Genomic DNA, 13,719 nt, shown 5'->3' on the forward strand with positions numbered 1-13,719 from the left:
CGGATTGATATCAATGAACAAATCGGATTCCAGAACCTCCCTGAGTTACAAGGATGCAGGTGTCGATATCGACGCTGGCAACGCTCTGGTTGAGCGCATTAAACAGGTAGCAAAGGCCACCTCCCGCCCTGAGGTAATGGGTGGCCTGGGCGGTTTTGGAGCGCTGTGCCAACTGCCAGCCGGATACAAAGAACCGGTTCTGGTTTCCGGCACCGATGGCGTGGGTACCAAACTGAAGCTGGCCATGGACCTGGGGATGCATGACCATATCGGCATTGATCTGGTGGCCATGTGCGTCAACGACCTGCTGGTTTGTGGTGCCGAGCCCCTGTTCTTTCTGGACTATTACGCCACCGGCCAATTAAATGTGGATGTGGCTGAACGCGTGGTCACCGGGATTGGCAAAGGCTGTGAACAGTCTGGCTGCGCCCTGATCGGGGGTGAAACGGCGGAGATGCCCGGGATGTACCAGGGTGACGATTACGATCTGGCGGGTTTCTGTGTCGGCGTGGTGGAAAAGTCTGAAATCATTGATGGCAGCAACGTCTCCCCCGGTGACGTGTTAATCGGTTTGAAATCCAGCGGACCACACTCCAACGGTTATTCACTGATCCGCAAGGTTCTGGAAGTCGCCGGTTCAGACCTCAGCGCCCCGCTGGCAGGCAAGCCTCTGGCAGAACACCTGATGGCTCCAACCCGCATTTACGTCAAATCATTGCTGCAGCTGCAAAAGGAACTGCCGATCCACGCCATGGCTCACATTACCGGGGGCGGCTTGCCAGAGAATCTGCCAAGGGTTATTCCCAAGGGCTGTCGTGCGGTGATCAACACACAGAGTTGGGAAATCCCGGCCATCTTCCGTTTCCTGCAGGAAAAAGGCAATATTGAGACCTTTGAACTGTACCGTACCTTCAATTGTGGTATCGGTATGGTGCTCTGCATCCCACAAGGCCATCGGGAGCAGGCAATCCGGCGTCTGGCAGCGCTGGGAGAAGAAAGCGTCATTATCGGCCATATTGAATCCGCAGACAGCGATGGCGATCCTGTGGTGTTTCAATAACCGTCCTGACCAATATCTGGCCCGGGTGCCATGTCACTCTGGCCAACCGGATTCCAATCACAAAACCATTGACAGCATTCAGGAAACAGCAGTGAGCGAGAAAAAGCGAGTTGTCGTTCTGTTATCAGGCAACGGCAGTAACCTTCAGGCACTTCTGGATCAAGAACATCACTACAGTTATCAAATTGTCGGGGTCGTCAGCAACGTACCAGAGGCTTACGGGCTGGAAAGGGCCAGACAGCACAAAGTGGCTGCCCTTGGCCTGGACTACAAAATCTTTTCCTCCCGGGGTGCCTTTGACCAGAGACTGGTGGAAGAGGTTAACCGCTTTGAGCCGGACCTTGTGGTACTGGCCGGATATATGAAAATTCTAGGCCCCGAGTTTGTGGAAAAATTCGCTGGCAGATTGATCAATGTTCACCCCTCCCTGCTCCCGGAATACAAAGGTCTTGGCACCTATCGTCGGGTACTTGCGGATAAGAAAACCCGCCATGGCTGTACTGTTCACTTTGTCACACCAGAACTGGACAGCGGTGCCCATATCATTCAGGCTTCAATGAGTGTCGGGCCCGGCGATAATGAAGAGGGTCTGAAACAACGTGTTCAGGCCATGGAGCACCAGATTTACCCCCTGGCCGTACATCTGATCACCTCCGGCAGGCTGCAACTGAAGGGTGACAACGTGCTACTGGATGATCACCCTATTGACCCACTGGGCTACCAACTGCAGGAAAACGCCCTGGAACTGGCATGATCAATTCGATTCATACGCTTTTTCATCGCCACACAGTGAGCATGAAAGAATCCATAACAACCCATCCCGGCAACTATGGCCCGGGCACTCTGAGAGCGGCACTAGCCCTGACCCTGGTGCTGGCGGGCAATACCGGCTTTGCTGCCTCCCAGACGAAAAAACCGGATAGCGCTTTCACGCTCAAGCCATACTCCGCAACCTATAAAGCATCCATCAAGGGGATGCCCTTTGGTGGATCCGGCGAAAGATCCCTGAGACAAAATGCTGATGGCACCTGGACCCTTGAGTTCAGTGCCGATGCGGCATTTTTCGGGATGAAAGAGACCAGCCATTTTGCCAGTCAAGGTGTGCAACTGATCACCAGCCAATACGTGCAACAAAGAACCGGGCTGGGCAACAAACCAACGGAATATGCCACCTTTGACTGGTCCAGCAATAAGGTCAACTGGCAACAGGGGGACCGGCAGTGGTCGATGGACCTGAAACCGGAAACCCTGGACAACCTGAGTTACCAGCTGAAACTGCGTATGGATCTGGCGGCTGCCCATGGCCAACCGCTAAACTATGTCGTTGCCGATGACGATGAAGTCTATCAACGCCAATTCACCATCGAAGGTGAAGAGATATTAAAAACGGACCTTGGCAACCTGAAAACCGTCAGAGTCAAAATACGCAGAGACAGTGATGAACGGGCCACCTGGATCTGGTTTGCCAAAAACCATGACTACTTTCTGGTAAAGCTGCTGCAGGAAGAAAAAGGCACGGCCTATACCATTGAGATCAAAGAGGCTGCCATTGACGGCAAGCCACTGAAAAAGAAACCAACCACCAGACTGTCAGAACGCCCCAAACATCCCTGATCACTATTTTTCTTATTTCTGCAACCTGAAGGAGCCTGAAATGCGATTTCTTCACACCATGCTGCGTGTTGGCAACCTGGATCGATCCATCGAGTTTTATACGGAAATTCTCGGCATGAAACTGCTGAGAAAGCACGACAACGAACAGTACCAGTACACCCTCGCTTTTGTTGGCTATGCCGATGAGTCGGAGCAGGCAGTGATTGAACTCACCTACAACTGGGGCACTGATCAGTACGACCTGGGCAACGCCTTTGGTCATGTTGCCCTGGGCGCTGATGATATTTATGCCACCTGTAATGCCATCCGTAAGGCTGGCGGCAAAATTACCCGGGAACCGGGTCCGGTGCTTGGGGGGGACCACTGAAATAGCGTTTGTGGAAGATCCGGACGGTTACAAAATCGAGCTGATTCAAGCCAAAGCCGCTTCTGAAGGGCTTAACGGCTAAGAGGCTGTTCGAGAATAGCGCCCGCCCGTAGCGAGGACGGCAGTTTTTGAAACTTTTTAGAAAAAATTAATACTTCTGCTTTAGTGTATTCGATTCGGCAATAACATTTGCAGAGGACCCGGACGGCTACAAAATCCAGAAAAGTAATCACAGAACCGATAAACGACATGGATGCCATAATGCCCCGTCTTTGCACCCTCATCTTATTGACTGCATTATCATCACCTCTGATCACCGCTTGCTCTTCCGGGCAGGCCAATAGCCATGGAGCCAATTACGTCACTAACGCGGCACTGGAGGAGCTTGGCCCTGTCGGCAATGCCATGGACCGGGAAAAGGACGTCATTGCTTTTGAGGCACTGGTTCGCATCTTAATCAAGGAAGCCAGGGTGGCCTGGGGGGATGAGAAAAAGGCCAGCAGTAAAGAGTATGTGAAATACACCAACCACTACCGAACCCGGGTATTTGTTGATTTTGACTCCGGTAAGGTTCATGTGGAAACCCAGGATCGTTCGGACTTAAGAAAAGCGATTGCTGCTATTCTACTGACGCCCTATGCCCCTGATCAGGTGGATCTGTTCAGCGACAGAGATGTGCCGGTTGGTGAACAGCCCATGCTGTATGGACAGGTACTGGATCATGAAAAGCAGCCCATCCGCTGGCAGTGGCGCGCCTTGAGGTATGCCGATTACCTGATTCAAAACCAGCTGACCACCCGGCGATCCCCAAAGGGACGGATTTACGCCGTGGACTTTGAACTGGTGGAAGACCACTTATCACAACGACAATATCAATACGCCAGCCTGGTTCGCAAATACGCCCGCATTTATGATGTTGAAGAGAGCCTGATTTACGCAGTGATTCGCACGGAAAGCAGCTTCAACCCCTATGCCGTGAGCTCGTCAAATGCCTATGGCCTGATGCAGATCATACCCAAAACGGCAGGTCGGGATGTGTTTGAAAGAGTGAAAAAACTGCCCGGGCAGCCCAGCAAAAACTGGCTCTTTCAGCCCCATAACAATATTGATACCGGAACAGCGTACCTGTCGCTGCTGGAAAATCATTACCTGAAGCAGATCCGTGATCCACTGTCACGGAAATATACGATCATCTCCGCCTATAATGGCGGTGCTGGTAATGTCTTCGCCACCTTTGATCGCAACAGCCGTGATCGTGCCATACAGAAAATCAACGGCCTGAAGCCAAACCAGGTATATTGGGCACTGACACAGAAACACCCTCGGGGAGAAAGCAGGCGTTACCTGGAAAAAGTCTCTACCGCTCAGAAGGATTTTTATCAGGGAAATATTTAACGGTTGCGTTTTTCGATATCATAATGTGCACTTGGCTCGTTGACTCTGCCAGAGCTTTTCAGACAATTCAGCAACCGTCTCTCTACGACCAGAGACAACCCAGTCGGCCAATGCATCCGCTACATTGGGATATGGATTAGCCTCTTTACGCCGGGCGGTCTCTATAAAGGGCTTCAGATTTTCATAAGTCAGACAATAGAACACTTCAGCCAGGTGTCGATTTTCAAGTGTATAGGCGTTGGATAATTGTTCTATTTGCCCCTTGAGTGGTTTAGTCAGAATGGGTAATCCAATGTGCATGCATTCGGCGATAAGCGTAAATCCACAATTACAAATCACCCCTCTGGATGACTGTAGACTTGCTTTAAAGCCTTTTACGCCCATTTGAAAAAACTCCGCATTGCCAACAACCTCCGGTGCCCTGGGGCCATAAATTTTAAACCGGTATCCCGAAAATTTATTCAATAAATGAGCAACCGTATCCTGATTTTCAAAGGGCAAATAGACAACAAGATGATTTTTATCCGGGCATGGTTGCATTGTTGTGTCGATGATCGGAGGCAAGATGGGCTGATTGTTAAAATTAACCCAATGTAGCCCGATAGTTTCTGTGGCCGGAGCAAAGAGTTTTACCGCCAACCTTGAAATTGAAAATCTCTGCAATACAGGCACATCGAAGTCAAACGAATACTGATGACCAAAGCCAACAACTGCCTTGTTAGCTAAATACCCAGCCCAGGCCGTGACCGGTTCAAAGTCAGAGATAATAAGGTCATAGTCCTTCACATTTAACGTCCAGATATCACGTATAAATCCAAAGCTGTCATGCATTAAATGCATGAATGTCTGAAAGAAATTCAAACGGCCATTTTCCGATATAACAGTAAATCCATTGCGGTGCAAATAATCACCAAACACCTCCATATCATTAAGTGTATTCTTCTGACGACCTGAAACAAGATATTGAACTTTGGCCCCACGATCGGCCAATGCTTTGGCAAGAAGTCGAGAGCGCGTCAAATGACCATTACCCATTCCCTGGATACCGAATAAAATTTTTACCTCTGCCGATTGTTCTTCACCATCGTACAGCTGTCTTATAGACTCTTCATAATCAGATTCAGGTAAATTGTGCCGGGATAGATAACCGGAGCAACAGGACCAACATTGTTCAATAGCATCATAGTGTGACAAAAAGGTTTTAAGTGTTTCATCTGACACAGGAAAAACAAGACGATTGATCGGCAGCTGATCAGCTGTTAAATGTTGGTTAAAGTATTCAACCAAATTGTCCGTAAGAACCGTTTTAATGTGTTGATACCTGGGCGAATAAGCCCGACATATCCGATTCCATAGTTTAGCGGCTTTACTTTGAATTTCGTTATGATGATAACTATCAAACTCTGGGCGTAGTGCATTAATTGCTAATGTATTCATGGTAAATTCTCAGTAAACTTTGTGATAATTGGACTATAAATATATGTCGATGCATATTCTGTAATCTTGGAATGTTGTAATTATATTGAGGATCAGGCATATGACACCTTCAGGAATTCAATGCTTTTGTAATAACCTTTCCCCATCGAAGAATGAATTAAAACAGCATATAAAAGAAAAGCATCTACTACCCGAATTTAGCTGTAAATCAGTGTCATTTTTTGAAAAAGATAGGGAAATTCCTGACAGCTCCCACTCTTTGGAATATACAAATACACTTGAAATGGCCAAAAGAATGTGTATTGAATTAATGGAATCTGAGCCCAAAGATACTGACCTCTCCCTTGACCATATACGACGATACACCCGTTTGATTCAAAGAGAAATCAGCACCATCAAATTAAAAAATAACCACTCCTCTTATTCAAGTGGAATGAGAGCATTATTACGTAGACAAAACCCTGAAACCTTCAGTTTTTTAGACTTTTATTCGATCAATATCCATGATGTTGTAGTAATTGCTTTTAATGGAAGCAGTATGCACTGTACTACAACTGCTTCTTCCGATATTGATTTATATATAATCACAAAAAACACCAGGCCTGTTAAACGTTTTTGTGACTTTAATTTTGATACAAAAATATTACCAAAAAAATATCAGCCAAAAATTCGTGGTACGTGTCACAGGTTTGAAAAAAACACAGAAAAAAATATCGATGTCATGATATGCTCTTTGCCTGTATTTATTTGGCAGTGCTTGAACTATAACCCTGCCGCTCTGGATTTACTGCATATTAGTGACGAGTTGATTTTATATGAGGGAGGTGATGGTTTTTTTTCAGAATTAAGAGAACATAAAGATACATTTTACACGAATTTTTTACCCTACACTGGATTTGCAAAGGATCAAATTAAAAAACTGAAAGCTATCAATCCTGAAGAATTGACCCCTGATAAAGATCGACTGGATCAGTTATCTGACCTTATTGAAACACTGAAAATGAACATTGCTGACAGACTTGAAGATATTTTGGAAAACATCGACGACATTGATGAATTAATTACCCGCAACACCGATAAAAACCTGATCTATTCAATAGCAGGTTTACAATTTGATGCAGGAATTAAAGTCAAAAGGGTCATCAGACCATTAGAAAACCAGTTAAAAAAGATTAAAGAGGGTGCAACAAATAACAAAAAGTTATCGACAATTGTTCGCCTGATAACTCAGATCAAAGAGCTATACACTAATGGTCATTTTGAATACCCACTACCAAACAGTACTCTTATGATGAACTTAAAATCAGAAGCAAGCAGTGATGAAGATACTAAAAAAGTGGATGAGATGATAAACGAATTCCTGTCCCAACATAAAGAATGGTCAAAGAACAGTCGATTTGCAGATAGAGGGGATAAGGATTTCTGGAAAAAATGGTTAAAGGAAAAAAGTATCGATGAAGAAAAATAAGCAATAGCCAGCACGACGGTGACAACGTTTATGAAACACCTGAGATAATTTGGGCGTTTTAGAAGCATACCCGATTAACCCTGATCACATATATAAACATCACCCGCATTACTTTCACAATTTAACACCTGACGCCCCCAATGAACATATTGATTCTGTACATTTACAACACTACCCCCCAAATTAGTTCTTCCAAATGCATTGACAAGCAAACTATCAACTTTAACATTTATATCTCCCATATTGGTATGAAGCCTTCCTCCGGATTTAATTCTGTAGCTCCGATGGGTAACAATATCTCCCATATTAGTATGTAATTGCATTCCGCCAACAAATGACTCCGGGATTCTCAGCTGAACATTTTCATTACAATGGAGGCTAAGATTATTATTTCTGAGATTTGGTGCTCTGGATGATATAACTGACACCTGATGCTGGTTTACGAGGCATTGTCCTTTGATAAGGATATCTCCCTGATTGGTATGTATATCAATAAAATCAACATTATCTTCTCTAAACTCATATTCGCTGACAGGGGCTCTTTGACGGCCCGGAGTTGTAACCGTTACATTGTGACCAGACACAACCTCACCATTATGAATAACCAGATTTGAACCTCGAATCTGTCTTCCATTAAAATTGATACCATCTCCGGCTACTACATGGAGAAGATTACCGGCTGATCGGATGCTCATACCAATGTCAGGAAAAGAGTTCACAGAGTAAGGGCCTGAAGCTTGAAAGTTGAAGGCTCTATTGCCAAAGGAAGAGGAAATATGACCCGATTCTGAAGATGACAAAGAATTTACATTATCATAGCCTCCAGCATTCTCCACCCTTTCATTTTGCCTGACTGGCTGGCGGGTTCTATCCGGACTTGGCGTGGCACTGGAATTAATCAGTTGTATCGCGTCATTCTGCGCCTTACCTTTACGCTTATCGATACTTGTTACGGTAGATGGAACATCCTTAAAAAGGCCTACACTTTCCTCTATTTGATTATTAATTATACGATCGTGACATTTTAAGTCATCTTGAATTGAGCCCTTAAACTCTAACCCGTGGATTGGACATTTTTTGGGATCAGGAAATGACAGGTAGCAATCTGCGCATAAAACTTTACCACAGCAACGAGTAGATAGTGGTTTTTCATATACATCCTCACATGACAGGCATTCAAGCTTTGCAAGAAACTTTACAGCAGCAGCTTTTTCTGACCCATCCTCTGCTGATGTTAATGATTTTCGATTACCCTTTAACGACAAATAATCGATTGTTGTCGTCTGACTTGCACCGGCAATATTCATAGCTCTGAAACCTCTGATCCTGTTTGCTTCTTCAGACCATCAAAATTTGCTTTTTATCCCGGCGACGCGAGTAAAAGACTCGGATTCAGAGGATGAGTATTCATAAGAAAACGGATAAAACCGGGCTCCACGAAATGTGAGGCCAGATAGAAACAGAGGCATGATCATTGACAAGATAACCAACACTTCCGCAACACCAGGACTTCTATACCCTGTTCACGACAGATGGCCTTCAAACACCCGCAGCATTTGCGGATCAGTGATAGGAAACGACACAGAGACAAACCGCTCTTTAAAGTCATCCTCAGCCAAAAGAGACGCGAACAACCGCGCAATATCAGCTGCATCATGGCCAAAGATCCCACAGCCCCAGGCTCCAAGAATCAAATGTTTCACACCATTATTGGCAGCGACGGCCAGGATCTTTCTTGCACGGGTATACATTGTCTGCTGGAGAGTCTTTTGCTGGATTCCTTTGCAATAAGGCAGGTCCACTGCCGCAGCGGTGATAAACGAGACCAGGTAAGGTTCTTCCGGATTGCCGTTATCATCTTTAAAGACTGGTACATCCGGTGAATACAGGATCGTATCAGAATAAAGCCCTCGATTGGTGTATTGATATTGGTTGTTATAAGCATACATCTGCTTTCCTGTGTCACTGTCCAGAGAAGCAAACAGCGCAGAGGCTCTTGCCAGGCTATCTTCCTGGGTGTTGGTTCCTTCCCGGAACATCCCCCCGGGTTCAACAGCAGAGGCAAAATTCAGGCAAGCCACGTGGTCTTTGCCTTCCTCCCTGACAAGCCGGTGACACGCTGCCAGAGAGGTTTCCCTGATAACCTGGATATTAGTATCGGGAAAGAAGAAATCTGCACGGGGCTGAAGGGTAATGGCGTCGTTGGGAGCATAGAACAGGGTATTGTCAATACACCGGTCAATGATTGTTTTAAGATCTATTGTTTTGCCATGTAACCTGAACGCTTGATCGTTCAATATATCTACTGTATTCGTTGCTATTTCTCTGAACTTTGCCTGCTCTGGATTCATGGCGCATCGTTTGGGTGATGATGCCACTGTCCTGGTGCTAATGGGTTTTCCTGAACGGCCTGAAAGCCCCTTGGCTGAGGAGGCAAATGCCCCGGCAGCGCGGAGTTTCTGCTGTTTACTCCGGCAAGATTGAGGCACTTTTACAGCAGGCTGACTGGTTACCGGTGGCATTTTATATGACCTCATTGTATAACCGATTACCCAGTATGGCCTGCTTTTTCAATTTCACAGATTTAATTATTAAAAATGAGATATCAATGAGCTATCAATGAGGTAGAGGAAATATTTTTTGGCGATCTGGCTTTCATGAACAGGCTCATCACATCCAAAAATACCTGTTTTTCACCCTTGAATGTTATCAGTTCATATTTCAGAAAATTATCCATGTTTATCATTGGATCAAAACAGAATTCAACGCCTTTACCAAGACAATAGCTTAAAGCACTGAAGACTCTCTGATCCTCAATATTTGCCTGAACTTTCGTATTAAAATCACCACTGGCCGGCAAGTCCAATCTGTTTTCTCCCGGTAGCAGAATTTCCATCTTAACGCCTTTATCTTCAGGTAAAAGATACACGGAAAATAGATGTTCACTCCTCAGGGAAATACTCATCCTGGTTGTAGAGTAATCCGCTAATCTGGCACACTCAGCATGTGCAAGTTCTTTTCTGCGAAGCGAACGGATAAGTAAGTCGACTTCCTTTTGCACGGTAGTGCCATGCATAACGCCTGCTTTAAAAGTAACTGCATTTTTTCTACAGGTAACCCCGTCTATTGCCCCCTCTGGAATATGCAAAAATAGATCCGAAGACTCTTTCTTGCCTCCGTAGCCTATCGAGACATTGTACGCTCCCCCCTCCCGCTTAACAACGGTTCTATCCTCAAACCATTCAGGCTCTAATTCATCGACATGTTTTTCTAATTTATTCAAAAATTCAGATCTTTCTTTTGTCCACTGTTGCGCTAATAGCTCTTGTTGCTTTTGTAATCCCTTAATTTCATTAGGTACTTCAAAATCACCATGAGACTGGAAGAGATCGCTTATATGCGCTTTAATGGCTTCAGCCCCTTCTCGATCAGCCACTTTATTCGCTTTAAACAACTTAGTTAATGAAGCCAATACCGCCTCTCTCTTCTCTTTGGGTACAGATTCAATCACATAAACAATTCGTTCAAAATTTGTTTTTTGTGGTTTGCCATCACTGGCAACACTGGCGAGAATTTCCAGCGTACTCACTTTTTTAGGATTCACCTGATTAATTGAGTCTTTAACTGGCTCAAGTTGTTTTGTAACAAGCCTGCCAAAAGCTGACACGACCTCTTGAACACCTGCCTCGCCCGGACTTTCTGCAACAGGATCTCCCTGACAACCAGCACATTCTGTTGTTGCACCTTCAGCAAATCTCTGACTTGATAGATGAGATACAGAAGCATCATACATAATATAAACACCTAAATTAGTTATAAAAAGTTATAGACAATCTCTTCAAACAAAAGTTCAAGATCAAGGTAAAAGGCGTTGTGATCACACAGTAGGGTGTAAACCCAGCTTCCCGACTGGTCGGACAAGCTCAATAGGAAGTAAACAGAAAAAACTTCTCCATCCTTAACCGGCTGGGACAATGAGAAACTTGAGGAATTATTAGTACTTATTTGATGCGTAAACCCTGTCTTTTCAGCAGTTCTTCCACAATTTTGGGAACGCCTTTACCATGATTGATGGTAGAAACAGAACTCAGTCGTTTCCGGTCAAGCTTGCCATTCTTCTGGAGGCTCGGTAGCTTCAGCAGAGCATCCACGTCCCTGGCTTTGGGAAAGCCATAAGCATGACAGATAGAAGAAATGGATGTAACAACTGGAGACAGTGCAATTGCTTTGATATCACAGTCGTCAGTACTCAAAAACTGGTTAATTTTTCGCTTTGTTTTTGGGGTCCCTTCTCCGCACAATAGCATGCTGGTAATCGTACCTGTATTCTTAACAGCATCGTTCAAATGACTAAAATAAATGCCAAGCTTAGAGAACAGTTGCATCTTCGACTCATTCGGGCAGGAATGAATCAGTTTATCTAACGTGGGTTTGATGATGATGTTTCTGTTCCGGCAAAGGGCCTTCAGTTGTTCTAAAGCGTTAATCACCGGATTGTGTTGGTGCTCATTTTCATGCTCTGTTCGTCCTCTTTTTGATTTCTCTTCTACTAATGAACCTGCAAGTTGAGATACTTTTCTCTTTAAGAGTGCTACCTCTGGAGAAGGTCCGGATGTATCAATGGGCGGGAGGGTCAGTTCAACAGGTTCTTGTCTTGATAAGTCCCGACCTGAATAGCAAGACCTCGATGGTGTGGTGCTATCAGTCACAAGAGGTAATTCTACGAAGTTTGTACCTCCCGTTGTCTGCATTAAATTATGATACGTTCGGAACATTATCTGTAAATCTTCTTCATTAACGACGACATTAGAATAAGCATTAAGCCTGGGACAGAAGCATTCCCAAGAATCTGTCCGAGAATAGCTGAGCAAGATGAACACCGATGAGGGTAGTTTAGTTGAAAATAAACTGTTGCCCTGTTTTGATCAGTTCAGCTCAACAGGGCCGAACAGCCTGGTAAAAGGTGGATTAATACCATAATACTGATAACGGCCTGCACCCTGAAATGCAGGCCTGTCATTTTCAGTCTAATTTTCGTCCTTTATTCGCCGCAATCCTTAACCGCAATGCATTCAGCTTAATAAACCCTTCAGCATCCCCCTGGTTGTAGGCTCCGGCATCGTCCTCAAAGGTTGCAATAGTTTCATCAAACAGCGAGTCATCAGAACGTCTGCCAACCACCGTGACATTGCCCTTATACAACTTCAGGCGAACTTCACCGTTCACGGGCTCCTGGCTTTCATCAATCATCTTCTGGAGCATTTCCCGCTCCGGTGACCACCAGTAGCCGTTGTAGATCAGTTTGGCATAGCGCGGCATCAGCTCATCTTTCAGGTGGGCCACTTCCCGGTCCAGGGTAATGGATTCAATGGCCCGGTGCGCTTTGAGCATGATGGTGCCTCCGGGTGTTTCATAACAGCCCCGGGACTTCATGCCCACATAGCGGTTCTCAACAATGTCCAGACGGCCAATGCCATTTTCACCACCAATCCGGTTCAGGCAGGCAAGCACCCGGGCTGGCGTCATTGCTTCCCCATCGATGGCAACAATATCCCCTTTGCGATAGCTCAGATTCAGATAGGTCGGCACATCCGGGGCGGATTCAGGCGCTACCGACCAGCGCCACATCTCTTCTTCCGGCTCCGCCCATGGGTCTTCCAGAATGCCGCCCTCATAGGAGATATGCAGCAGGTTGGCATCCATGGAGTAAGGCGATTTGCCTTTCTTGCGCTCCACCGCAATACCGTGCTCATCGCAGTAAGCCAGCAGTTTTTCCCGTGAGTTCAGGTCCCACTCACGCCAGGGTGCAATCACCTGAACTCCCGGTTTCAGTGCATAAGCACCCAGCTCGAATCGCACCTGGTCATTCCCTTTACCGGTAGCACCATGGGCAATGGCATCGGCACCGGTTTCATTGGCAATCTCAATCAGGCGCTTGGAAATCAGTGGCCTGGCAATGGAGGTTCCCAGCAGGTATTCACCCTCGTAAATGGTATTGGCACGGAACATGGGAAAGACAAAGTCACGGACAAACTCTTCGCGCAGATCATCGATATAGATCTGTTTAATGCCAAGGGCTTCTGCCTTGGCCCGCGCTGGCTCTACCTCTTCACCCTGCCCCAGGTCCGCGGTAAAGGTAACCACTTCACACTGATAGGTGTCTTCCAGCCATTTTGCGATCACTGAGGTGTCCAGGCCGCCGGAATAGGCCAGAACCACTTTATTAATTTTTTTCATTGCTCAACTCCAACGACATACCGCAACAGGAACCTGTCAACAGTAAAGGATAGATATTCTTTTTTTGTGAATAATAATTCATAAATAGCGCTTCACCAAGACGCTTTCATCATTATTTGGCCTAAGCCGGAGTCAGTGTCG

The 13,719-nt window shown here is 45.7% G+C and carries 12 protein-coding genes; 6 read left to right on the forward strand and 6 right to left on the reverse strand.

Annotated features, from left to right (window positions below):
* The first annotated feature begins 13 nt into the window (after window positions 1-13).
* The 5 genes from purM (at window position 14) to mltC (ending at window position 4,436) form a co-directional block, all read left to right on the forward strand.
* Entirely contained in the window at window positions 14-1,060 is a 1,047-nt protein-coding gene (gene purM, locus O3276_RS07020; RefSeq protein WP_269674992.1) for a phosphoribosylformylglycinamidine cyclo-ligase, read from the forward strand.
* Window positions 1,035-1,814, forward strand: a complete 780-nt coding sequence (purN, locus tag O3276_RS07025; RefSeq protein WP_269674993.1) for a phosphoribosylglycinamide formyltransferase — start codon at window positions 1,035-1,037, stop codon at window positions 1,812-1,814. The genes purM and purN overlap by 26 nt, the downstream gene beginning before the upstream one ends.
* Window positions 1,811-2,674, forward strand: coding sequence for a DUF3108 domain-containing protein (locus O3276_RS07030; protein WP_269674994.1), 864 nt, complete (start codon window positions 1,811-1,813; stop codon window positions 2,672-2,674). The genes purN and O3276_RS07030 overlap by 4 nt, the downstream gene beginning before the upstream one ends.
* Window positions 2,675-2,714: 40 nt before the next feature.
* Window positions 2,715-3,041 carry a lactoylglutathione lyase gene (gloA, locus tag O3276_RS07035; protein WP_442876569.1) on the forward strand — a complete coding sequence of 109 codons (327 nt, stop codon included), beginning with the start codon at window positions 2,715-2,717 and terminating at the stop codon, window positions 3,039-3,041.
* Between the two features lie 261 nt (window positions 3,042-3,302).
* Window positions 3,303-4,436, forward strand: a complete 1,134-nt coding sequence (mltC, locus tag O3276_RS07040) for a membrane-bound lytic murein transglycosylase MltC (protein ID WP_269674995.1) — start codon at window positions 3,303-3,305, stop codon at window positions 4,434-4,436.
* An 18-nt stretch (window positions 4,437-4,454) separates the two neighbouring features.
* Here mltC and O3276_RS07045 read toward each other — a convergent pair whose 3' ends face one another.
* The gene (locus O3276_RS07045) at window positions 4,455-5,873 is read right to left on the reverse strand and encodes a glycosyltransferase family protein (RefSeq protein WP_269674996.1); all 1,419 of its coding nucleotides are present in this window, start codon (window positions 5,871-5,873) and stop codon (window positions 4,455-4,457) included.
* Window positions 5,874-5,973: 100 nt separating this feature from the next.
* Between O3276_RS07045 and O3276_RS07050 the strand changes: the two genes are divergently transcribed.
* Window positions 5,974-7,341 carry a hypothetical protein gene (locus tag O3276_RS07050; protein WP_269674997.1) on the forward strand — a complete coding sequence of 456 codons (1,368 nt, stop codon included), beginning with the start codon at window positions 5,974-5,976 and terminating at the stop codon, window positions 7,339-7,341.
* 74 nt (window positions 7,342-7,415) lie between these two features.
* On the opposite strand, the gene O3276_RS07055 is transcribed toward O3276_RS07050, so the two are convergent.
* The 5 genes from O3276_RS07055 to O3276_RS07075 all read right to left on the reverse strand — a co-directional run bounded on the left by O3276_RS07055 (window position 7,416) and on the right by O3276_RS07075 (window position 13,578).
* Window positions 7,416-8,648 carry an RING finger protein gene (locus tag O3276_RS07055; protein ID WP_269674998.1) on the reverse strand — a complete coding sequence of 411 codons (1,233 nt, stop codon included), beginning with the start codon at window positions 8,646-8,648 and terminating at the stop codon, window positions 7,416-7,418.
* A 216-nt stretch (window positions 8,649-8,864) separates the two neighbouring features.
* The gene (locus O3276_RS07060; RefSeq protein WP_269674999.1) at window positions 8,865-9,863 is read right to left on the reverse strand and encodes a TIGR02452 family protein; all 999 of its coding nucleotides are present in this window, start codon (window positions 9,861-9,863) and stop codon (window positions 8,865-8,867) included.
* Window positions 9,864-9,946: 83 nt separating this feature from the next.
* A complete protein-coding gene (locus O3276_RS07065; RefSeq protein ID WP_269675000.1) occupies window positions 9,947-11,134 on the reverse strand; it encodes a hypothetical protein in 1,188 nt (395 codons plus the stop codon).
* A 208-nt stretch (window positions 11,135-11,342) separates the two neighbouring features.
* Window positions 11,343-12,050: a hypothetical protein gene (locus tag O3276_RS07070; protein ID WP_269675001.1), complete on the reverse strand. Its 708-nt coding sequence runs from the start codon at window positions 12,048-12,050 to the stop codon at window positions 11,343-11,345.
* A gap of 313 nt (window positions 12,051-12,363) precedes the next feature.
* Window positions 12,364-13,578: an argininosuccinate synthase gene (locus O3276_RS07075; protein WP_209278593.1), complete on the reverse strand. Its 1,215-nt coding sequence runs from the start codon at window positions 13,576-13,578 to the stop codon at window positions 12,364-12,366.
* Window positions 13,579-13,719: the final 141 nt, after the last annotated feature.

The organism is Endozoicomonas sp. GU-1, assembly GCF_027366395.1.
Taxonomy (GTDB): domain Bacteria; phylum Pseudomonadota; class Gammaproteobacteria; order Pseudomonadales; family Endozoicomonadaceae; genus Endozoicomonas.

What these genes read in the sequence shown, in the direction of transcription:
- purM (WP_269674992.1), top strand. Translation starts at nt 14, where the DNA reads ATGAACAAATCGGATTCCAGAACCTCCCTGAGTTACAAGGATGCAGGT.
- purN (WP_269674993.1), top strand. Translation starts at nt 1,035, where the DNA reads ATGGCGATCCTGTGGTGTTTCAATAACCGTCCTGACCAATATCTGGCC.
- O3276_RS07030 (WP_269674994.1), top strand. Translation starts at nt 1,811, where the DNA reads ATGATCAATTCGATTCATACGCTTTTTCATCGCCACACAGTGAGCATG.
- gloA (WP_442876569.1), top strand. Translation starts at nt 2,715, where the DNA reads ATGCGATTTCTTCACACCATGCTGCGTGTTGGCAACCTGGATCGATCC.
- mltC (WP_269674995.1), top strand. Translation starts at nt 3,303, where the DNA reads ATGCCCCGTCTTTGCACCCTCATCTTATTGACTGCATTATCATCACCT.
- O3276_RS07045 (WP_269674996.1), bottom strand. Translation starts at nt 5,873, where the DNA reads ATGAATACATTAGCAATTAATGCACTACGCCCAGAGTTTGATAGTTAT.
- O3276_RS07050 (WP_269674997.1), top strand. Translation starts at nt 5,974, where the DNA reads ATGACACCTTCAGGAATTCAATGCTTTTGTAATAACCTTTCCCCATCG.
- O3276_RS07055 (WP_269674998.1), bottom strand. Translation starts at nt 8,648, where the DNA reads ATGAATATTGCCGGTGCAAGTCAGACGACAACAATCGATTATTTGTCG.
- O3276_RS07060 (WP_269674999.1), bottom strand. Translation starts at nt 9,863, where the DNA reads ATGCCACCGGTAACCAGTCAGCCTGCTGTAAAAGTGCCTCAATCTTGC.
- O3276_RS07065 (WP_269675000.1), bottom strand. Translation starts at nt 11,134, where the DNA reads ATGTATGATGCTTCTGTATCTCATCTATCAAGTCAGAGATTTGCTGAA.
- O3276_RS07075 (WP_209278593.1), bottom strand. Translation starts at nt 13,578, where the DNA reads ATGAAAAAAATTAATAAAGTGGTTCTGGCCTATTCCGGCGGCCTGGAC.